Here is a 22,839-nt window from a genome sequence, read left to right on the forward strand (position 1 = left end):
CATTAATCTGGGGTCAAATATTTTTAAGCAGCAAAGTATTTAGTTTTATAAGTCGATTACTTTTTTCTGCTCACTGCTTTGAATTGATGCTTCAATAATCTGCATTACCCGAGTTCCATCCTGAGCTGTTACAGGTTCTGGTAAGTCATTGACAATTGACTTATAGACACCATCAAAATAATCATAATAGTTCCCTTGAAGTGCTGGTACTTTTTTCCTGATGATTTCACCATCAATTTCAGTGTGCAAAAATCCTTCCAATTCTTTTGGTTCTGTTCCCCAAGTATCCAAGTTTGGTTTTTTGCCTAATTTTAATTCATCTTCCTGTACATCCCCGCGAGGTTTTAGGAAAGAACCTTTTTTGCCGTGAATAACATACGCAGGATTGGCTTCTCTAACGAAAAAGCCAGCTTTTAACCGCACTCTAAAATCGGGATAGAAAAGCAAAATATCGATCCAGTCATCTACCAAAGAATGTTCTCTTGTTATTCTGATATCAGCAGAAACACTTTGAGGAAATCCAAACAGATATAAAGCCTGATCAATAATATGCGGTCCAAGATCTTTTAAAATTCCCGCTCCATCATTGGCAGTTTCTTTATGTGCTTTTGGACTCAAAATTGGATTATAACGGTCAAAATGAAATTCGGCTTCTACTATTTCTCCAAGTACGTTACTGGAAACAATCTGCTGTACTGTTTTTAGATCACTATCCCATCTTCGATTTTGAAATACTGAAAGTTTTACCCTTTTTTCTTTAGCCAAATCTGCCAATTCCTGAGCTTCAGCGACAGTGGCAGTAAACGCTTTTTCGACTACGGCATGTTTTCCAGCAAGCAAAACCTGCTTTGCATATTCAAAATGAGTTCCTACCGGTGTATTCACAATTATCAATGCAGCATCGCTTTGAAGCACATCGTCCAGAGAAGCAAAACTTTTTGTATTTGGATAATCCAATTGGATTAATTGTTTACTTCTTTCCCAAGAACCTAGTAACTCAAAGCCTTCATGAAATTCTAAAAAAGGAGCATGGAAAACTTTTCCAGACATTCCGTATGATAATAGCGCGGTTTTTATTTTTTGCATATTGTTTTATTATAGTTTGTTATTTTCCAATAACAATTGTTGTCAAAGTTTGTCATTCCGAGGAAGGAGGAATCTCCACAAGAAATTCCGTAATCAAAATCCCCAATCTTTGTCGAGTTTCTAACGAAGATTCCTCCTTCCTCGGAATGACAATATTGTGTAAAATAAGTCTAATAATCAAAAATAATTCGTAAAAATTAGTGTAATTAGTGTTTATAATTTTGCTCGTTCGTATTGCTTCGGCCATTGGACATCTGCCCCTAACTCACGTGCAAAATCTAATCCTAAATTTGGATTTCTAAGGGATTCTCTGGCGAACAAAACTAAATCTGCTTTACCGCTCGCTATAATATCTTCGGCTTGCTGGGAAGTTGTGATCAAACCCACTGCGCCAGTCAATATTGTACTTTCTATTTTTATTTGTTCGGCAAAAGGAACTTGGTAATTTGGACCTAAAGGAATCTGCTGATGTGATACCAGCCCTCCCGAAGAAACATCTATTAAATCGACTCCTTTTTCTTTTAAGATTTTGGATAATTCAACTGATTCTTCAGCATTCCATCCGTCTTCTGCCCAGTCTGTAGCAGAAATTCTCACTAGTAGCGGCAGTTCTTTTGGCCATTCTGATTGTACTGCTTTTAGAATTTCAAGTGTAAATCGGATTCGGTTTTCAAAACTGCCTCCGTATTCGTCGGTTCTTGTATTTGTTAAGGGTGATAAAAACTGATGCAGTAAATAACCGTGCGCTCCGTGAATTTCCAATACTTGATATCCTGCAATGACTGCTCTTCGCGCTGCTAATTTAAAATCATTGATTACTTTTTGAATACCCGCTGTATCTAGTGCCGAGGGTGTTTGCTCATTATCGTGATAGCTAATGGCGCTTGGCGCAAAAGTTTCCCATCCGCCTTGATTTTGAGCTAATTTTTTATTTCCGTACCAAGGTGATGAAACACTTGCTTTTCGGCCAGCGTGGGCTAATTGTATTCCTGCAACAGCGCCTTGGCTGTTTATAAATTTGGTGATTTTTTTTAATTTTTTGATGTGATCATCGCTCCACAAACCTAGGTCGGAGGGAGAAATTCTGGCTTCGGGAGAAACGGCTGTGGCTTCCTGAATGATTAAACCAGCTCCTCCTGTGGCACGGCTGCCAAGATGTACCAAGTGCCAATTGTTAGCAAAACCCTCTTCGGCAGAATATTGACACATCGGAGAAATTGCTATTCTGTTTTTGAGCGTGATGCTCTTTATTTGCAGTGGTGAAAATAATTGCGATTCCATAAGTGAAAGATAGTTGTTGTTTTTAAAAGTAAATTAGACTATGAAATAGAAACGGCAGTGTGATTGTCTTTATTGGAGTTATCTCTTCTAAAAAGCATAAATATTTTTGCTTATAAAACAATAGTATTCAAATTTTCAGCTATTTGTTAAAAATAACAGCACCTCCTTTTTCATTTACCTCGATACTTACGGTATTACCCATAATCAACGCTCTGTTATCATGGACATGTCCTGCGGGAAAATTATATAGAATTGGAATATTATATGTTTTAGTTACATCTTCGACAATTTGATTGGCATTTTTCCCCCAAGGAATATCATTGTCTTTCATTTTTGTCATGCCTCCTACAATGATTCCTTTGATGCTTTCGAGGCAGCCATTGCGTTTTAGATTCATCATCATACGGTCAATATGATAAAGATATTCATCTAAATCTTCGATGAACAGAATTTTATCGGTACAGTCAATCGCCGATTTTGACCCCATTAAACTATATAAGATGGATAGGTTTCCGCCCACTAATTCGCCAGTGGCTTTACCATAACGATTTAACGGAAACGAATCGATTTGATATTTTAAAGGGTCGCCAAACAAAGCGGTTCTTAAAGATGAAATCGATTCAGGTGCTGTCCTTTCGACACTCACCGGCATTGTTCCGTGAATGGATTTGTAGCCCATTGTGTTGAGATGATTGTGCAGAACGGTAACATCACTAAAACCTACAATCCATTTTGGATGCTGTTTGAATTTAGTGAAATCCAATAAATCAATCATACGCACTGTTCCGTAGCCACCGCGTGCGCACCAAATCGCTTTGATATTTGGATTGTCCATTTGTTTCTGAAAATCGGCAGCGCGCTGTTCATCTGTTCCCGCCAATTGATTTAGGTCTAAGCCAATGGTATTTCCAATAACAGCTTCCAAACCCCAGGAATGTAATAAATCGATAGTAGGTTTTAAGTTGTCATCGACATTTTTTCGGGCAGTCGCTACAATAGCAACAGTATCGCCTTTTTGTAAATAAGGTGGTGTAATCATAGTTTGAGCTTGACTGTTTATAGATTGTAAAACAAAAATAAGCAATAGCATCGGATACAAAACACATTGTTTTTGAATAAAAGATATGGAATGGTTTTGTATGCTGTACATTTAAAAAAAGATTTGATTTATTACTTATTTTGGGTAAAACAAAGATATGCATTTCTAAATGAGAACAAATGAATGTAATCAATTTACTATATTTACAAAAACTGGAATTCAATATTTAAAATAATGGTGTTCAAAAAGACATATTTATATCTGCTTTTACTTTTTGTCATACTTAAATGTAATGCCCAAACTAAGGCTTTTGTAATTCATACCGTGGCGTTTTACAACTTTGAAAATTGCTATGACACTATTAATGATCCGATGACTAATGATGATGAATGGACACCAGCAGGAACGCAGCATTGGAATAGTAAAAAATATTATCACAAACTGGAAAATTTAGCTAGAGTTTTATCTGAAATTGGTTCTGCAGAAAATCCAAATGCTCCCACCTTTATAGGAGGTGCCGAAATCGAAAATCGAGATGTTCTTGAAGATTTAATAAAACAGCCCAAATTGATTGATAAAAATTATGGAATTATTCATTTTGATTCTCCCGATAAAAGAGGAATCGATGTTGCCTTATTGTATCAAAAAAAGCAGTTTCAGCCCACAAGTTTCAGTAATATTCCTTTGTATGTTTATAAAAAGACACAGCCCGTTAAAGATGCAGAAAAAAACGAATCGGCCGAAAATTTAGAAACCGAAGATATTATTCAGGTAAATTCTAATAATCATAGGGTTTATACGAGAGATCAATTGCTGGTAACTGGTTTTTTAAACGGCGAAGAAATACATATTATAGTAAATCATTGGCCGTCACGAGCTGGCGGCGAAAAAAAATCAAGTCCATTTCGCGAATCTGCAGGCGCATTGAATAGGAAAATTATTGATTCTTTACAACGTATCAATCCCAATGCAAAAATTATTACGATGGGAGATTTAAACGACAGTCCATTTAATAATAGTGTGAAAAAAGCGCTGGGAGCCAAGGGAAAAATTCAGGATACTGGAACTTTTGGAATTTACAATCCTTTCGAAGAAATGGCTAATAAAGGATTGGGAACGATTGCTTTTCGGGATGCTTGGGATATTTTTGACCAAGTTATGGTTTCAGAATCATTGCTTCAAAAAGATTATAAAACTTTCCAATATTGGAAAGCTGGAATTTATAACAAACCTTTTTTAATACAAAAAAGCGGCAAATATAAAGGATATCCGTTACGGCATTCCCTGACTGAAATTGGTTTTAGTGACCACTTTCCAGCTTATATATATTTGATAAGGGAGAAAAAGTAAAAAACCGCAAGGTTCGCAAACCTGCGAATTTTGCGGTTATAACTAAAATCAATATTATAAATCGAAACGTCTTCCTTGTTCTGGAAAAATCAAATCAACGCCAAGAGGGTTTTCTTTTTTCAGCTGATCTTTAATTTTCTGAATATTTTTTAATGGCGGTTTTCTATGTGTTATGATAATTTTAAAATTTTGTAAGCTTCCTTTTCCAGCGAACTCCTCTAATTTGCCAAGTTCTTTCATTAAATGATTTGGTGTTAAATGACCATATAGTGCGTTATCAGGCTGCTCATTTGGAAACGAAACTTCAATAAAAATTCCTTTTAGCTGTTTTTCTTTAATTAATGGTGCAACAGCCTGCCATAGAGAACTTAAATCATCGCTCTTTTCTATTTCGTCCGGGCCTGTATCACCTAAATACAAAACCGCATTATCGCCATTATGAATTAAAAAAGCAGTACTCATATAAGGATTTCCATGACTTAAAGGAAATGTTTTCACAGTCATAGATGTATTGGATATTTTGACTTCCTCTTCAAGAGGAAGGGTTTGAAAATGATATTTTTTTATTTGATAACCAGGACCTTCATCACCAAAATTAGCCCAGGTTTCTCCATTAAAATAGTGGTTCTCCATCATCTGCATACATTTTTTTGCAGCATAAACTGTTTTGGAAGAATCGGCTGGAGCGTTAATTATCAAACCCGAAACATGATCTAAGTGAGCATGGGAAATAAAGTATCCTTTAATGTATTTTCGCAAAACTTCATTGGCAGAAACTGTAAAAACATTGTTTGCAACTGCCTTTTCAATTCCAGCATTTATTGTACCCGCATCGAGACAGATATAATCGTCTGTCTGCATAGGTGCAATTAAATAAGCCGAAAGGTTAGTTTCGTCAACCCCGCCTCTAACACCCAATGGAACTACTTTAAAGGCAGCTTTTTGCGCAAGTAATGGAAGTGATATCAAAAAGAGCATTACAAAGTGGAGAATAATAGATTTCATGTTCAAATATGTATTATGTTTTTATTTATAAACAGATTATAAAAATACTTCCTTCTTTTTGAAAGAACGTATTTTTTTCTAAAAATTGATAACAACACAGCAGAAAACAATAATTTTACTATTGTGAAATTTTGATTTTTTAGCTTTATGGATATCGAAGTTAATCTTAAAATAATATCTTTACACAAAAAATATAACAATTTTAACTAAAAAAGTTACAATGACAACAATAGCAGATCAATTTGGAATGAAAGAGGCATTAGCGCAATTGGGCGTTAAAGCTATAAACGAAGGGACCTCGACAGGAATTAGCCATTTTTCAAGCGGAGAAATTTTAGAGAGTTTTTCACCGGTAGATGGTAAATTAATTGCTTCTGTAAAAACGAGCACACCAGCGGATTATGAAAAAGTAATGCAGACAGCGGCCGAAGCTTTCAAAACATTCCGATTGATGCCAGCACCGCAGCGCGGGGAAATTGTACGTCAATTTGGAGATAAATTACGCCAAAATAAAGAAGCTTTAGGCAAATTAGTTTCTTACGAAATGGGTAAATCACTGCAGGAAGGATATGGCGAAGTTCAGGAAATGATCGATATCTGTGATTTTGCAGTAGGATTATCACGCCAATTGCACGGCTTAACTATGCACTCGGAGCGTCCTGGACACAGAATGTATGAACAATACCATCCGTTGGGAATTGTGGGAATCATTTCAGCTTTTAATTTTCCGGTTGCTGTTTGGTCATGGAATACGGCATTGGCTTGGATCTGCGGTGATGTCTGCGTTTGGAAACCATCTGAAAAAACGCCTTTATGCGGGATCGCCTGCCAAAATATCATTGCTGAGGTAATCAGAGAAAACAATCTTCCAGAGGGGATTTCTTGTTTAATCAATGGAGATTATAAAATAGGAGAATTATTGACTGCCGATAAACGCGTTCCTTTAATTTCTGCTACGGGTTCAACTCGTATGGGTAAAATTGTGGCACAGACTGTTGCTGGCCGTTTAGGAAAATCATTATTGGAATTGGGAGGAAACAATGCCATTATTGTAACGCCGGATGCTGATATCAAAATGACCGTTATCGGAGCTGTTTTTGGAGCAGTGGGAACTGCAGGACAACGTTGTACTTCGACCCGCCGCTTGATCATTCACGAAAGTATTTATGAAAAAGTGAAAGATGCTGTGGTTTCGGCTTACGGACAATTGAGAATTGGAAATCCATTAGACGAAAAAAATCATGTTGGACCACTTATTGACACGCATGCAGTTGAAATGTATAACAGCGCATTAACCAAAGTTGTTGCCGAAGGTGGTAAGATTTTGGTTGAAGGAGGCGTACTTTCTGGCGAAGGATATGAAAGCGGCTGCTACGTAAAACCTGCTATTGCCGAAGCGCAAAATTCATTCGAAATTGTACAGCACGAAACTTTTGCACCAGTTTTATATTTGATTAAATATTCGGGAACTGTTGAAAATGCTATCGATGTTCAGAATGGAGTAGCACAGGGATTATCTTCGGCGATTATGACCAATAATCTTCGTGAGGCAGAACATTTCTTATCAGCAGTTGGGTCTGATTGTGGAATCGCCAATGTGAATATTGGAACTTCCGGAGCCGAAATTGGCGGTGCTTTTGGTGGAGAAAAAGAAACCGGAGGCGGTAGAGAATCCGGTTCTGATGCTTGGAAAGTATATATGAGAAGACAAACCAATACAATTAATTATACTACAAGTTTACCTTTGGCTCAAGGGATAAAATTTGATTTGTAAGTAATTTTGAAATAGAAACTATTATTATGGCCAGCGGTTTTAACCGCTGGCTTTTTTTGATACTAACAAAGAGCAAAAGCTGTCGTTTAGCCCCGATAGTAGTGAAAATCCCTTTGTGTCGGGGTTCGACACAAAAGATTGCAACGAATAGCGGGACAACTGTTAATGAAATATTTAATGTTCTGCTCCTAAAAATTAATCGAGTTCAGTTTGTTCAGGCTTTGTTTTTGTGTCAAAGAAATACAAAATCAAACCTATTAAAATAATTGAGAGTCCGATTAAACTCTCTTTTGGATGTGCTACAAAAGTGAAATAACAGATGTAAATACCAAAGGCTAAAAACACCACTGGGAAAATCCAAAAATAGTTTCCTTTGAAAATGTGTCTTTTACAGGAAGGAATTGTAAAAACCGTTGCCACTGCCAGAGTAGCCAATATTTGAAGCAAAAAGGAAGAATAGATAAAAATCTCTTCGAATTCACCAGTCAAAATTATAGCAATTGCGATACAAGCGTGAACCCATAAAGCGATGTATGGAATGCCGTTTTTGGATTGATTCATAAAGCTCCAAAGTTTATTTTCTTTTGAAGTTGCAAAACTTAATCGGGAGCCAATCCATAAATAACCACTAATGGTAGCAATTAATTGTGCTGCAATAAAAAAGCAAATCCATTTTGCTCCATTTAATCCTAAAAAATTCTTTGCCGCAATAGAGGCAACATCTTCTTGATTTATCAATGACGAAATTGATGCATGTTTTAAAAAAACATAATTGATTAAAATGTAAACTGAAGTCACAAACAGCGTTCCGATAAGGAGTGATTTTGGAAGATTTTTTCTTGGATTTTTTATTTCTCCAACAATATATGAAGCAGAATTCCAGCCCGTATAAGCAAAAGAAACAAATACAAGTGAAGTCGCAAATTCGGGCATTTGAACTTCTTTTATCCAGCTATTATCAAAATTTAAACTATTTGGACCTTGGGGAGCATAATACAATCCGAGACCAATTAAAACCAAGACAAACACAACTTTTAGTAAGGTAAAGCCGTTTTGAAAATTACTGCTCGTTTTTAAACTAAAAGACTGCGAAAGCGTGGTTAAAATAATAATGGCTATGGCAAATTCTTTTCCTAGTTGGAGTCCAAAGATTTGTAAATATTTGCTCATCGCCAAAGCGGCCAATGCAACGGGTGCAGAAAAACCAACAATTAATGAAATCCAGCTGGTTAAATATCCAAAAAAAGGATGAAAACCGCGGGACAAATAAATATAATCGCCTCCAGATTCTTTGTAATAATTTCCTAACTCTGAATAGCAAAAAGCCCCGAACACTGCTAAAACACCGCCAATGAACCACAGTAAAATTATAGAATAGGTATTGGTCAAAGAAGCAACCTGATAGCCCAAAGAAGTAAAGATTCCTGTGCCAATCATGTTTGAAATCACTAATGCTGTGGCGGTAAGCCATGTAATCTTTTTCAAAGCTGAAAGTGTGTATTAAATAAAAAAAAATGCCAAGGCAAAAACCTTGGCAAAGTAATAAAAATAATGAATTATAAACGGTAACTTATTCTAGCAAAATAGTAAGCACCTGTTGTTCCCATTTGAACGGGAGCGTATTTAAATACATTGTAATAACTGTTTTCATAAACTTGTTTGTCTGGGAAAACATCAAATAAATTATTAGCTCCCAGAATAAGCTGCATTTGAGGAATAATTTTATAAGCTACGCTTAAGTCAGTAACGATTTTTCCCCTGTGTTCCTGTTCGATTCCAAAAGGGAAACCGTTACGTGTAACTTCTCCGAAATATGTATTTCTAAGTAAAAAATTGAATTTATTCACGCCATAATTTAAAGCTAAAGTTCCTTTATGCAAGGGTGTATTTGATTCAATCAAGCTTCTTTCCTGAGGTCCGTAATAAACATCTTCCTGACCAGCAAAAATTGCCGGTATATTATTTAAAGTTTTGTCTACTGTATTTTTATTGTAGTTGTATAACACTGAAATACCCAGATTTCCGCCTCCTAAATCCAAGTTGTAATCGGCTACAAAATCGATTCCTTTGGTTGTAGTATTTATAGCATTAGTAAAGAAACGGCCCGTTTGTGCGCCATATTGTTCAAATATCGCTTGGAGTTCTGGAATCGGATCACCGTAAGGATCATTTCCTAAATTTCCGGTAAGGATGATTCTATTGTCGATTTTAATTTGATAAGCATCAATCGTAAAGCTCAGTTTTTTTATTGGAGAATATACAATTCCAAAACTGTAATTCGTTGAGGTTTCTTCTTTTAATTCTGGAATTCCAAGCTGTTTTGCGACGTCACTGTCATTTCTAAATATACCTGAATTTAATAATTTTCCATCTACAACATCGGTGGCAATATTGTTGAAATAGTGCTGCTGCAAAGAAGGAGCTCTAAATCCTGTACTCGCCGAACCGCGAACAAAAAAGTTGTCTGTAATTTTATATTTAGCTGAAAGTTTACCATTTGTAGTGTTTCCAAAATCGGTATAGTTTTCGAAACGAAGCGCACCGCTAACTAAAAATTTATCGGTAATATTTAATTCCGTATCAGCATAAACAGCAAAACTGTTTCGGGATTCATTTACAACATTCAAAGGAGAAAAACCAGGGAAAGACTGCGCTCCGCCATTTTCATAAGAAGCTGGTTCGCCTTGCTCAATTTGATAATTTTCATACCTGAATTCTGCACCAAAGGCTACGTTTAATCCTTTCAAAACAGAATCGAAGGAGCGAGAAGCATCAGTATTTATCGTGTTTTGCATAAACGAGTGACTTCCTGCATCAAAATTAGTTGGACTCGCTGCTCCTAAGGAAACATTATTAGTATTGTTTACTTCGTATTTGAAATCGTTAGATCCATACGTATTACTAAAGTCTAATTTCCAATCGCTCAATTTAAATTTTATACCAGAAATTAAGGAAAGATCCAGAATATTTGACTTTAATTCGGGCTGAAAACCATTCGGAAATATTTCCGGGACTACATTTCCTGTTTCGCTTGGCAACCGTCTAAAACCATAACCGGTTCCATTTTTTTTATTGAAACCGCCTGCAGCGTAAAATTCAATATTTTCGTTTATTGGTACGGCTGTATTTAAAAAACCCTGAATGTTTTGAATTTTGGCATCGCCCACCTGGAAATTAAAATCATCTCGATGTAACCCTTTGGCAGCAAGCAAATCATCGTCTATTTTACGAGAAGCAGCAGGGGCTTCAGCAAAATCGTAAGCAAAATAATTATCATAAGCCGATTGGTCAAAAATAATCAGGTTGTGATTTTGAGAACGATTGGTATTTTCCCGATTGTTAAACTCAGCTGTTAAATTGATAAAACCACCTTTATCGCCCAGTTTATGACCATAATTCAAATTTAAATTGGTTGTTTCGCCATCATTACGGGAAGTTTGTCCGTAAGTGGCATTAGCTTCCAGTCCTGAGTTTTCTTTTAAAACTAAATTGATTACTCCTGCAATTGCATCCGAACCGTACTGAGCTGCTGCACCATCTCGTAAAACCTCAATCCGTTTGATCGCCGAAGCTGGAATAGCACTTAAATCAGTTCCAACCGAACCATTTCCAACCGTATTTTGATAGTTTACCAATGAGGTTGTGTGTCTTCTTTTGCCATTAATCAAAACCAAAGTCTGGTCTGGACCCAAACCTCTCAGCGATGCAGGATCAATATGTTCCGTCCCGTCCGAAGCCGATTGCCTGTTCGAATTAAAAGCAGGAATCATATATGTCAAGATATCGTTGATACTTGTTTGCGGTGTTACATTTTTGATTTTTGCCAAGTTAATGACATCGATAGGAACTGGAGTTTCAAGCTTACTTTTACTTGGATTCCTGCTTCCTACAATAATAATTTCATCTAAATTGTTTTGTTTTGAACTTAAACTGTCCTTTTCTTGAGCATTCTGCGAAAAAGCCTGATTAGCCGAAAAAAGTATAAGAGCAGTAAAGCTCAATTGTAAAATTCTTTTCATTTGTTGGTATTTATTGTTTTTTATTGATCCTATATTATTGCTTGGTGTATTCGCGATCGAGTTGATTAGATTCATTTAAAACAATAACCCTCTGAAATTGGGTATTAAATGTTTTTACTCATTTAAATGGCAGGGAGAAAGTTTATTTTTCGTATTCTCCATACTTCATAATTACAGTATAGAATATTAACTCTATAAATTTGGTCAAATTTATAATGCAAAATTTGTGATTTTTCCTCCAACTACAAAATAAATAATCATAAAAAACCATTTATTCTTGTTATATTGTTGGTATACAGTTATTTGTTATTCTTGTGTAACTGTGTTAAATGGTGCTTCGGCATCAAAACGATATTTATAATCTGTATCTTAAACTTTATTTTTTGGCATAAAAAAACGGCTTGTTTTCATTAACAAGCCGTTTTTATTTGAAATTTAATTCTTAATCCAAATTAAATGAAGCTCCAATACTAAACGTAACCTGATTGTTCAAATGATCAAATACATCTTTGTTGTCGCTATATTTTGCAATTGGGAATCCAAGTTCGGTAAAAACACCAAAGCCATCCGTAAAAAAGTAACGTCCTCCCACATGACCTCCAAAATTGTGTAATCCTAAACTTAGACCTGGGTAAACATCTAATTCTTTTACGCCAATTACACTGCTCAAATTCGCATTAATTCTAAATTTTGTATCAAAACGATCTTGAAATTCAGGTTTTTCATCAGCATAAGTATTTGCTCCATAAATACCTGAAAATTCATCTACTCCCAATAAATAAGTAAATACAAATCCATAAGAGAAATTTTCACCAAGACCAAAATCAGCCGATCCTTGGATTCCTGAACCGCCGTCTTGTAAGTTGGCACCAATATTAATTTTCGAATCTCCTTTTCCTTTAAAGGCTTGCTGTGCATTTGTTATTCCAAAAGTAACTAAGAATAAAACTGTAATAATTTTTCTCATTGCTGATAATGTAAATAGAATTTTTTTGGGCAAATATACTATTTAGATTCTATTCCGTCCTTTTTCTGTAGGATATAAACTTGGTAAAGGTTCGCTTTGCCAAAACTCTTTGGTATCGACGTCAAGTATTGTTAGTGATCCTTTGAAAGCTGCGCTGGTATCAATATTCCATACATTTGCTTTTTGTACTGGAACTGTTTCTCCAATGCGGGATACAGGTGTGTGACCAATGTAGATTTCATTGTACAGCGTAAATCGTTTGGGATAGTAGGGATGATCCGATTTCATTTTTGGATCTAATGACAATGCGGTTTCCCAGAGTGTTCTGTCCCAATAGAACAGCTTCGGAAAATATTCATAATCTACACCATTTATGTTCGTAAAACCTGCATGAATGAACATTCTGTTGTGTTCATCTAAATAATAATCTTTTAGAGACTCTAAAAACTCGACATGCCTTTTTTTTGTTTCGCTGTCTACACTTTCATAAGCCAAAACAGTAGCTTCTCCTCCATGCTGATACCATTGTTCATTATCCTTATTATCGGCGAGCCATTCTCTCAGCAGTTCATCATGGTTTCCGCGAATACAGATAACACTGTGAGTTTTTTGTAATGCAATCAAAAAATCAATTACTTGCGGAGACTGGCTCCAGCCATCTACATAATCGCCCAAAAAAATGAGTTTATCTTTTGTACTTACGTTTGCTCTTTCCAGGATTTGATGCAAGGCTCTCAAACCTCCATGAATGTCTCCTATTACTAATGTTCTCATATTCTCAATTTATCCTTTTACAAAAATAGCAGAAAAGTGATGCAGATTGATTTTTTTTAAAGAGATGAAGAGTTTTTTAACCGGCGCAGCATAAAAGATAGAGAGTGTAAATTAAACAGCTCAAGTTTTATAAAAAACTATGTAAGAATTAGATTTAAATAAAATTTAAGTTTTTATTAAGAATAAATCAGTTGAACGGGTGTTTTTACCTGTTGAATTTCAAGGGACTAATGTGTGAAGTAATGTAATTTTAGAGTACATTTGGTATTCAAAAAATATCACGGTTTTTATGTGATTGATTTTTTAAGAGATATTATAATTTATTTAAAGTTTTTAAAATGAATGCACTTCTGACTTTGATGCTTTTAATGACCAATTTTATTTGTCAAGTTATAATTGATGTGGTTACGTGGGCAGCGGGATTATTTAGCTAATTGCAATAATCATTTTATGATGAAATAAAACTTTTATTGAACATCATATTTCATTTTCCTTAAAATTCGTAAAGCTTCCTTAAACGAAAGATACACTTGCGTATAGGGTTTTAATAACGTTTTTGCATCTATCAGCTTTTGTTTTGCATCTTCAAAACCATTGAGATAGCAGATCATAAAGGTTGATGGCAAATGATTCAAATCTCTTTTTTCGTTTTCTGTTAGTCTGCTGTTTTTTTCCAGTTTATTTAGTAAGGCAATGTTTGAATTATAAATATGAAACAGCATTTTTTTATTGTATTCAGGCGGTTCAAATAGTATTTTTCGATCAATTTTATAATATCCATTATCGTGAAAATAGATTGTCTGCTGTTCAAGCGGATAATAACTGGTTCTGTCATTCAAACCCAGAGGCAGATATTCAATAATTGTAAAACTGTCTTCGTCATAGGTTATTTCGACAACATCTTGAGCGGAATAGAATAATTTAATCTGTTCGTTAATAAGTTCAATATCTACGCGGGACAAATATGTTTTGTTTCGTGATTTTTTAATAACTCCTGCCCAGCAGATGACAAATAATTCTTTGAAGACTTTGTATTTTGGCGACATGTCTTTATGCCGAAAATTCATAAAATCAATTACACCGTCAAGCGTATATTCGATACTGTTTCTCGAATTATTTTCGATACCAATAACGGTTTCAGTATTTTGAAAATTTTTCTCTATTTCGCCTTCAATCGGCATTGTATTGCTTCCTCTTCGAACAAAAATGGTATTGGCAGCAATTGTATGTATTCCTTTTTTAAAATAAGAAGTTTTACTATTGGGTTTTATTGTTACCAGACCAATAACTTTATCTTTTGGCAGATTGGGAAAAGGGACATTTTCATATTGAATTCTGGGAGGGTTTTCAAGAAAGGCATTTACTAAATTCTGAATTCGGCTGTCATCAAAAAAATCGTCTCCAACAATTTCATTGTTTTCATCTTCAACACCAACAACTATATAGGAATTATTCGTAGGATTAGAATTGGATAAGGCACAAATGTGTTTTAGAAACTTTCCCTTCCCTTCCCGAGTGTGCAGATTCAGCTGTCTTTTTTTATCATAAAAACTGCTCTCATCATTGTGAGCAAGCAGGTTTTTGATAAGAAGTCGTTTGTTGATCATTTGATTTTAGATTGCGGATTAACGATTTTAGACTGCAGATTTATTACCAAAAAACTATAAAATTAAAATGATTCACTTTCGGTTTTGACAAAGACATTAAGTTTCGTTTGTAAATACTAAACCTTTTTTATAATGTTTATGAAGATAAAAAGCATAAAAAAACTCAAATAAATTAAGCTGTGCGATATTCCTTTTACATATATCTGAAATCAAAAATCGTTAATCAAAAATATTTCATGGCACATCATTTCCTGTACTGGCAGTCCAAAGAGAAAACCAATCTTCGATTTCCATTTCAATTTTAGTAGCCTGCATTAAATTAGCCAATCTTTTTTTGTCGGAAGTACCGCAGACTGGCAAAATTCCGGCAGGATGTTTCAATATCCAAGCCAGCAAAATAATATCATTGGAAACTTCATATTTTGAAGCTAATTCATCTGCAGTTTTTTGAATGCGTTGTGACTGCTCATTGTCATCTCTAAAAACAGTTCCTAACGGTGACCAGCACATCGGAGTGATTCGGTTGGTCTGCATGTGGTCAAGGCTTCCGTCAAGCATTGGTTCCAGATTAGTAATTGAAAACTCAATCTGATTGTAATTGATTTTGGTTTTTGTCTCAACTAAATTGCATTGGCTGGGCGTAAAATTAGATACGCCAAAATCTAGAACCTTTCCAGTTATTTTTAATTTTTCAACAGCTTCTGCAATTTCATCGGCTTGCATTAATGGACTTGGGCGATGCAACAGCAGAAGGTCTAAATAATCGGTTTGTAAATTTTTCAAAGACTGTTCTGCCGAAGCAATAATATAGTCTCTGGAATACTGATAATGTTTGATTTTATTATTTCTGTTTTCAGATAACATTTGGATCCCGCACTTCGAAATTAACTGTATAGCACTGCGGTCAATTTTGCTTTGGCTGAAAGCTTTTCCAAAATCTTTTTCGGTTGTATATCCGCCATAGATATCAGCATGATCAAAGGCCGTAATACCGCTGTCTAGGCAGGTATTCATAAGCGAAATCATTTGTTCGGTGTTACAGTTTTTACCCCAAATTCCCCATGTCATAGTGCCGGCAATAATTTTAGAAAATGGAATTTTACTCATGGTTAATTTTTTAGTATCCTCTTTGTAATTAGAGGGTTAGTGCTATGAATTTGATGATTATTTTTTTTAGTTCTTAAAAATAGGTAAATGCAATCATAATTCGTCCTTAAAATTAGCGGTTTTACAGAAGTTTTAACCATTTTTTAACATCTTACGTCTAAAAAAAAATTCAATTTGCACCATCAAATAAAAGATGCCAAAAACAAGAGGCTTAAATATAATAATATGGAACAAAATTCAGCGACTTTAGACATTAGAGCAATCAATGAAAAAATCGAAAGAGAAAGTGCTTTTATAGACCTTCTCACAATGGAAATGAACAAAGTTATTGTGGGCCAAAAACATATGGTCGAAAGATTATTAATCGGACTTTTGGGACAAGGACATATTTTATTGGAAGGGGTTCCGGGATTGGCGAAAACATTAGCCATAAATACACTTTCACAAGCTATTCAAGGTTCTTTCAGCAGAATCCAGTTTACGCCGGATTTATTGCCTGCCGATGTTATTGGAACCATGATTTACAATATTAAAGCTAATGAGTTTTCTATAAAAAAAGGACCAATCTTTGCTAATTTCGTTCTTGCCGATGAGATTAACCGTGCTCCTGCCAAAGTACAGTCTGCTTTACTTGAGGCAATGCAAGAAAAACAGGTTACTATTGGCGATACTACTTTCAAATTAGACAAACCGTTTTTAGTTCTAGCAACTCAAAACCCTGTTGAACAGGAAGGAACATACCAATTGCCAGAAGCGCAGGTGGATCGTTTTATGCTGAAAACAGTTATTGATTATCCAAAAATGGAAGATGAGCGTTTGGTAATCCGTCAGAATCTTAAAGGAAGTTATGAAAAAGTAAATCCTGTAGTTTCTGTTGAACAGATTTTGAGAGCGCAGGAAGCTGTCCGTGAGGTATACATGGATGAAAAAATTGAAAAATACATTCTGGATATTATTTTTGCTACTCGTTATCCAGAGAAATATAAATTGGCTGATTTGAAACCTTTAATCAGTTTTGGAGCATCGCCTCGTGGAAGTATTAATCTTGCTACAGCGGCTAAATGTTATGCTTTTATCAAACGCCGTGGCTATGTAATTCCTGAAGATGTTCGTGCAGTAGTACATGATATTTTACGCCACAGAATTGGTATTACTTATGAGGCCGAAGCTGAAAATGTTACATCTGTAGACATCATCAATAAAATCATAAACGAAATCGAAGTACCTTAAAAGTTGATGGTTGATAGTTTGTGGTTGATGGTTTTAAACCAACAACCAACAACCAATTACCATAAACCAAATTAAAAATGGATACAAAAGAGCTTTTAAAAAAAGTACGTAAAATAGAAATCAAAACCCGAAGATTGAGCGATCACATCTTTTCGGGCGAGTACCATACATCGTTTAAGGGCCGGGGAATGACATTCAGTGAAGTTCGTCAATATCAATTTGGCGACGACATCCGTGCCATCGATTGGAATGTAACTGCCCGCTACAATGAAGCTCACGTTAAAGTTTTTGAAGAAGAAAGAGAATTGACCATGATGTTAATGGTTGATATTTCGGGTTCAGAAAGTTTTGGTTCTAAAAATCAGTTTAAAAAAGAAATTGTTACCGAGATTGCTGCTACAATGGCATTTTCGGCTACTCAAAACAATGATAAAATTGGATTGATTTTATTTTCCGATCAGATCGAATTGTACATTCCTCCAAAAAAAGGAAGATCACACGTGCTGCGTATTATTCGCGAGCTGATAGAATTTGAGCCAAAAAGTTATAAAACTGATATTGCACAGGCTTTAAAATTTTTATCGGGTACCCAAAAAAAGAAGGCTATTGTGTTTGTCATTTCCGATTTTATGTCGGCAGAATATGAACACACTTTAAAAATAGCTTCAAAGAAACACGATATTACGGGTATTAGAGTGTATGACATCCGAGAAGAGAAAATACCAAATTTAGGTATTGTTTCTATGCTGGACGCAGAAACAGGCGAGACAAGACTGATTGATACAGGATCCAAATCGGTTAGGATGAATTACGAGAAACATTACCACGATAATGTTAATTATTTCAAGGAAACTTTTAGTAAATCAGGTTCTGGTGTTGTAAATACTAGAGTTGATGAAAGCTATGTTACCAAATTATTAGGCTATTTTAAATCGCGTTAAGACAAACCAAAAAGTTTTAAAAACCTGTTAGGTTTAAATTGAAAACTAATGAAAATTAAATTTTACTTACTATTACTGCTGTTTTCAACTTCTATTTTTGCGCAAAAAAAAGTAGAGACAAGTATCGATACCACAAAAAATAAAATTGGAGCAGAGTTTAAATTAACTTTAAAAACTTCTGTAGATACTTTATCTAAAGTTGTTTTTCCAAAATTAAAAAACATTGGAGCGCTGGAAGTAATTCAGTCTTATCCAATCGATACTATCAAAAAAGACGACCGTTATGAACTAATTAAAAAATACGGTTTGACTCAATTTGATTCGGGCAGATATACCATTCCGAGTATCAAAATCTTAATTAATAATAAAGAATTTTTGAGTGACTCCCTCAAAGTTGAGATTGCCAATGTACAGGTCGATACATTAAGACAAAAAATGTATGACATTAAGGAGATTGTAAAAGCAGAAGATTCAATAGGAGACTGGTGGAAATATCTTTTGGGAATTATATTGATTTTAGGAATCGGAGCTTTTGTTTATTGGTACACCAAAATCCGCCAAAAGAAAAAAATTGAAGAAGAAGTTTATAAAACACCGATTGAAAAAGCGACAAGTTTACTTAATATATTAGAAAAGAAAGAACTTTGGCAGCATGGTGAAGTCAAAGAATATTATAGCGAACTGACTGATATTGCGAGAAATTATATTGAAGAAGCTATAGAAATTCCGGCAATGGAAAGCACGACTTCTGAGTTGATTGAGGGATTGAAAAAAGCTTCTTTAAAAAAGAAAATGAAGCTTTCACAGGAAACGATAGAAAATTTATTTGCTGTTCTAAAACAAGCCGATTTAGTAAAGTTTGCTAAGTCAACTCCTTTAGAATTTGAAATTACTGATGATAGAAATAAAATTCAAAAAGCAATTTTGACATTGGATGAAGCGATTCCGGTTGAGATCCCAATTGAAGAAGATACTATTTTGAATGAAGCTCAAAAGCAAAAACAGATTCAAATTTTGCTTAGAAAAAAGAGAAATCAGCGTATTGCAATATCAATTGGATCGGTTCTTTTCTTGCTTTTTGCAACTACAGCTTATTTTATTGCCACTAAGGGATTTGATTATGTAAAAGACAATATTCTTGGACATCCAACCAAAGAACTGCTGGAAGGAGAATGGATTAAAAGCGAGTACGGAAATCCAGGAGTTATTGTAGAAACTCCAAAAGTCTTGAAACGAATAGATTTGACAAAATCATTACCAAAAGACGGAATGGCACTCATTAAAGAGATGCAGTCTTTTGGGTATGGCAGTCTGTTAGACAATTTTTATATTATGGTATCCACTATGAAATATAAAAAAGAAGGTGAATTAGATTTGTCAAAAGCTATTGAAAGTTCATTGAAAGTATTGGAAACTCAAGGAGCACAAAATATGATTGTTAAAGAAGAAGACTTCCAGACCAATAAAGGAATTACAGGAAAAAAAGGATACGGAACATTTTCTAGAATTGACAGCAATAGTCAAACGAGTACAAAACTATATTATGAAATACTGCTTTTTGGACAAGAAGGAGGATTACAGCAGATTCTTATTCTTCACGAAGAAGGCGATAAATATGCTGTAGAATTATCAGACCGTATTTTGAACTCGGTAGAACTTAAATCAGCAAGTAACTAATGGAAAAAATAACCTTTTTAAATCCAGAATTTTTTTGGTTGTTTCTTCTTATGCCTGTTGCAATTGCCTGGCTATTTTGGAAAAGGAACCAGCAGACAGCAACCTTGAAAATGAGCTCACTTCAAGGATTCAAAGGATCAGAATCTTTATTAGCGAAATTAAAACCAGGGCTGGATGTTTTACGAATATTGGCATTATCATTATTAATCGTTGCATTGGCCAGACCAAGAACGGTTGATATTAGTAATAAAACCAAAACCACAAAAGGAATTGATATTGTAGTGGCTGTCGACGTATCAGGAAGTATGCTTGCTAAAGATTTTAAACCAAACAGAATGGAAGCGCTGAAAAGAGTTGCTGCTGTTTTTGTTGACGAAAGACCTAATGACAGAATCGGATTGGTAGTTTATGCATCTGAAGCCTATACAAAGTCACCGGTAACAAGCGATAAAGCGGTTATTCAGGAAGCAATCAAAAGTATAAAATACGATAATGTTTTGCAGGACGGTACTGGAATCGGGATGGGATTGGCAACAGCCGTAAACCGTCTAAAAGACAGTAAGGCCAAAAGTAAAGTAGTTATTTTGCTGACAGATGGAGTGAATAACGCTGGGTTTATCGAACCTGAAACAGCTTCGGATATTGCACAGCAATATGGTATAAAAGTATATACTATTGGTATCGGTACTAATGGAATGGCCGAGTCTCCATATGCAATCGGTCCAAATGGGCAGTTACTTTTCCAGATGATGAAAGTTGAGATTGATGAAAAGTTAATGAAAAATATTGCGTTGAAAACTGGAGGTAAATACTTTAGAGCAACAAGCAATGATAAATTAGCAGCAATTTATAACGAGATCAACAAGCTTGAAACTACAGAAATCGAAGAGTTGAAATTCTATGACTATGATGAAAAATTCAGGTTTTTTGCTTTATTGGCTGGTCTTTTGTTATTGATAGAGATAGGTTTACGAAATACAGTTTATAGGAGTTTTATATAAAAAGATTGATGAGTGTAGATTAACGATTTGTGATTTCTGATTTATTGCTTTCTGCAATCAAAAATCGTTAATCCAAAATCAAAAATTATTATGGAATTAGACGAACAAAAATATTTATACTTACTTTTTATACTGCCAATTGTAGCGGTACTTTTTCTGATAAATTTATATTGGAAAAGAAAAAAACAGCGTGAATTTGGAGACTTGGAGATAATTAAAAGACTAAGTCCAGAGCGTTCTGTTTTCAAACCGTTTTTAAAATTAGGTGTAACGCTGTTGGGATTGGCTTCGGTGATTATCGGGCTGGTAAACCCAAAAATTGGTACAAAAGTAGAAACTGTAAAAAGAGAAGGGATAGATATTGTCTTTGCAATGGACGTATCCAAAAGTATGCTGGCCGAAGATGTGGCTCCAAGCCGTTTGGAAAAAAGCAAGCAGATTGTGTCGCAGATTATCAATCAATTAGGAAGCGACAGAATCGGGATTGTTGCCTACGCAGGAAGCGCTTTTCCCGTGTTGCCGATAACTACTGATTATAGCGTAGCCAAAATGTTCTTGCAGAGTATGGGGCCTGGAATGGTTTCTTCACAGGGAACATCACTTGATGAAGCTATAAAATTATCAGGAACTTATTTTGATGATAAAAGCAAAACGAGCAAACTGCTAATATTGATTTCTGATGGAGAAGATCATTCTGAAGGAGCCGAATCTGCTGCAGAAGAAGCGAAGAAATTAGGAATGAAAATCGTAACTATTGGTCTTGGTACCGAAAAAGGAGGAACTATTCCATTGAAAAAAAATGGAAGAGTCGAAAGCTACCAAAGAGATAATAATGGCGAAGTCGTAATCACTAAATTGAACCCAAATAGTTTAGCAACAATTGCCAAAATTACTGGCGGTGGTTATGTAAACGGAAACAATACTCATGAAGTTCTTGACTATATAAAAGCAACATTGGATAAAATTCAGAAAACCGAATTTGAAGCAACACAAATGGCCGATTTTCAATCACAATTTCAATGGCTGTTAGGTTTTGGATTTGTGTTATTATTTGCAGATATTTTCCTTTTGGAAAGAAAAACCAATTGGGTGAACAAATTGAATTTATTTAACGAGAATAAATAAGGTATTAAAATCAGAGGGAGTTAACCAGTCGATTGTTGTCTACTACTTTGAAAAGGAACATTTAGAAAAAAATGAAACATAAAATTATATACTTACTATTACTGCTTTTAACTTTTGTGGCTAACGCCCAAGAGAAGGACAAAGTTCTGCCTGAAGCAAATGAGGAATATGTAGCCAAAAATTTTGTTGATGCAGAAGCCAACTACAGAATTTCGCATTCTAAATTTCCAAATAGAACGGTGGCTTCATATAATTTAGGTAATGCTATTTATAAACAGAATCAATTTTCAGAGTCAAAATTTGCGTACGCTAATGCATTGAAAAACTTAAAGACTAAATCACAAAAGCACAAAGCTTTTCATAATTTAGGAAATGTTTTCATGAAAGAAAAAAATTATACGCAGGCAGTAGAAGCCTATAAAAATGCTTTGAGAAATGATCCCGAAGATGAAGAAACCCGTTATAATTTTGCATTAGCCAAAAAAATGCTGAAGGACAATCCCCCTCCAAAAGACGATAAAAACAAGGATAAAAATAAAGACAAAGACAAGAATAAAGATAAAGATAAAAAAGACGACAAGAAAGATCAAGATAAGAAAGATCAGGATAAAGATAAAAAAGACGATAAAAAAGACGGTGACAAAAACAAAAAAGAGGATAAACCAAAAGATGACGGACAGCCAAAGCCAAAGCCAGGCGGAATTCCAAAACAGCGTATGGAAAACCTTTTAGATGCCGTAAATAATGAAGAAAAGAAAGTTCAGGATAAGGTTAATGCCAATAAAGTAAAAGGAGCTCCTGTAAAAGCAGAGAAAGATTGGTAGAATTTAAAGTTGATTTGTTTAATCGTTTATTT

Annotated in this window: 18 protein-coding genes; 8 read left to right on the top strand and 10 right to left on the bottom strand. The window is 34.9% G+C overall.

The window, feature by feature from the left end; genetic code table 11:
• Nucleotides 1-45 precede the first annotated feature (45 nt).
• The 3 genes from C8P67_RS10730 to C8P67_RS10740 all read right to left on the bottom strand — a co-directional run bounded on the left by C8P67_RS10730 (nucleotide 46) and on the right by C8P67_RS10740 (nucleotide 3,406).
• On the bottom strand, nucleotides 46-1,086 hold the full coding sequence (locus C8P67_RS10730; RefSeq protein ID WP_115813174.1) for a Gfo/Idh/MocA family protein: 1,041 nt from the start codon (nucleotides 1,084-1,086) through the stop codon (nucleotides 46-48).
• 213 nt (nucleotides 1,087-1,299) lie between these two features.
• Complete coding sequence (locus tag C8P67_RS10735) at nucleotides 1,300-2,367, bottom strand: NADH:flavin oxidoreductase/NADH oxidase (RefSeq protein WP_115813175.1); 1,068 nt, start codon at nucleotides 2,365-2,367, stop codon at nucleotides 1,300-1,302.
• A gap of 139 nt (nucleotides 2,368-2,506) precedes the next feature.
• A complete protein-coding gene (locus tag C8P67_RS10740; protein WP_170141448.1) occupies nucleotides 2,507-3,406 on the bottom strand; it encodes a S66 peptidase family protein in 900 nt (299 codons plus the stop codon).
• Between the two features lie 234 nt (nucleotides 3,407-3,640).
• Between C8P67_RS10740 and C8P67_RS10745 the strand changes: the two genes are divergently transcribed.
• Nucleotides 3,641-4,756 carry an endonuclease/exonuclease/phosphatase family protein gene (locus C8P67_RS10745; protein WP_115813177.1) on the top strand — a complete coding sequence of 372 codons (1,116 nt, stop codon included), beginning with the start codon at nucleotides 3,641-3,643 and terminating at the stop codon, nucleotides 4,754-4,756.
• Between the two features lie 54 nt (nucleotides 4,757-4,810).
• Here the strand turns inward: C8P67_RS10745 and C8P67_RS10750 are convergent, their stop codons facing one another.
• Nucleotides 4,811-5,761, bottom strand: coding sequence for an MBL fold metallo-hydrolase (locus C8P67_RS10750; protein ID WP_115813178.1), 951 nt, complete (start codon nucleotides 5,759-5,761; stop codon nucleotides 4,811-4,813).
• Between the two features lie 220 nt (nucleotides 5,762-5,981).
• Between C8P67_RS10750 and amaB the strand changes: the two genes are divergently transcribed.
• Nucleotides 5,982-7,535 carry an L-piperidine-6-carboxylate dehydrogenase gene (gene amaB, locus C8P67_RS10755; protein ID WP_115813179.1) on the top strand — a complete coding sequence of 518 codons (1,554 nt, stop codon included), beginning with the start codon at nucleotides 5,982-5,984 and terminating at the stop codon, nucleotides 7,533-7,535.
• 195 nt (nucleotides 7,536-7,730) lie between these two features.
• Here the strand turns inward: amaB and C8P67_RS10760 are convergent, their stop codons facing one another.
• The 6 genes from C8P67_RS10760 to C8P67_RS10785 form a co-directional block, all read right to left on the bottom strand.
• Nucleotides 7,731-9,020: an APC family permease gene (locus C8P67_RS10760; RefSeq protein ID WP_245980421.1), complete on the bottom strand. Its 1,290-nt coding sequence runs from the start codon at nucleotides 9,018-9,020 to the stop codon at nucleotides 7,731-7,733.
• A 71-nt stretch (nucleotides 9,021-9,091) separates the two neighbouring features.
• Nucleotides 9,092-11,554, bottom strand: a complete 2,463-nt coding sequence (locus C8P67_RS10765) for a TonB-dependent receptor plug domain-containing protein (RefSeq protein WP_115813300.1) — start codon at nucleotides 11,552-11,554, stop codon at nucleotides 9,092-9,094.
• 442 nt (nucleotides 11,555-11,996) lie between these two features.
• Nucleotides 11,997-12,521 carry a DUF6646 family protein gene (locus C8P67_RS10770; protein ID WP_115813180.1) on the bottom strand — a complete coding sequence of 175 codons (525 nt, stop codon included), beginning with the start codon at nucleotides 12,519-12,521 and terminating at the stop codon, nucleotides 11,997-11,999.
• A 42-nt stretch (nucleotides 12,522-12,563) separates the two neighbouring features.
• The gene (locus C8P67_RS10775; protein ID WP_115813181.1) at nucleotides 12,564-13,295 is read right to left on the bottom strand and encodes a metallophosphoesterase family protein; all 732 of its coding nucleotides are present in this window, start codon (nucleotides 13,293-13,295) and stop codon (nucleotides 12,564-12,566) included.
• A gap of 467 nt (nucleotides 13,296-13,762) precedes the next feature.
• Nucleotides 13,763-14,902, bottom strand: a complete 1,140-nt coding sequence (locus C8P67_RS10780) for an ATP-binding protein (RefSeq protein WP_115813182.1) — start codon at nucleotides 14,900-14,902, stop codon at nucleotides 13,763-13,765.
• Nucleotides 14,903-15,136: 234 nt separating this feature from the next.
• On the bottom strand, nucleotides 15,137-16,009 hold the full coding sequence (locus tag C8P67_RS10785) for an aldo/keto reductase (protein ID WP_115813183.1): 873 nt from the start codon (nucleotides 16,007-16,009) through the stop codon (nucleotides 15,137-15,139).
• A gap of 225 nt (nucleotides 16,010-16,234) precedes the next feature.
• On the opposite strand from C8P67_RS10785, the gene C8P67_RS10790 reads away from it, so the two are divergent.
• The 6 genes from C8P67_RS10790 (at nucleotide 16,235) to C8P67_RS10815 (ending at nucleotide 22,807) form a co-directional block, all read left to right on the top strand.
• Nucleotides 16,235-17,239, top strand: coding sequence for an AAA family ATPase (locus C8P67_RS10790; protein ID WP_115813301.1), 1,005 nt, complete (start codon nucleotides 16,235-16,237; stop codon nucleotides 17,237-17,239).
• 77 nt (nucleotides 17,240-17,316) lie between these two features.
• Nucleotides 17,317-18,180: a DUF58 domain-containing protein gene (locus C8P67_RS10795; protein WP_115813184.1), complete on the top strand. Its 864-nt coding sequence runs from the start codon at nucleotides 17,317-17,319 to the stop codon at nucleotides 18,178-18,180.
• Nucleotides 18,181-18,228: 48 nt separating this feature from the next.
• On the top strand, nucleotides 18,229-19,857 hold the full coding sequence (locus C8P67_RS10800; RefSeq protein ID WP_115813185.1) for a hypothetical protein: 1,629 nt from the start codon (nucleotides 18,229-18,231) through the stop codon (nucleotides 19,855-19,857).
• Entirely contained in the window at nucleotides 19,857-20,858 is a 1,002-nt protein-coding gene (locus tag C8P67_RS10805) for a vWA domain-containing protein (protein ID WP_115813186.1), read from the top strand. Before C8P67_RS10800 ends, C8P67_RS10805 begins: the two co-directional genes overlap by 1 nt.
• 90 nt (nucleotides 20,859-20,948) lie before the next feature.
• Nucleotides 20,949-21,983, top strand: coding sequence for a VWA domain-containing protein (locus C8P67_RS10810; protein WP_115813187.1), 1,035 nt, complete (start codon nucleotides 20,949-20,951; stop codon nucleotides 21,981-21,983).
• A gap of 71 nt (nucleotides 21,984-22,054) precedes the next feature.
• Nucleotides 22,055-22,807, top strand: coding sequence for a tetratricopeptide repeat protein (locus C8P67_RS10815; protein ID WP_115813188.1), 753 nt, complete (start codon nucleotides 22,055-22,057; stop codon nucleotides 22,805-22,807).
• The last annotated feature ends 32 nt before the right edge of the window (nucleotides 22,808-22,839 follow it).

The organism is Flavobacterium aquicola (assembly GCF_003385115.1).
Classification (GTDB): Bacteria; Bacteroidota; Bacteroidia; order Flavobacteriales; family Flavobacteriaceae; genus Flavobacterium; species Flavobacterium aquicola.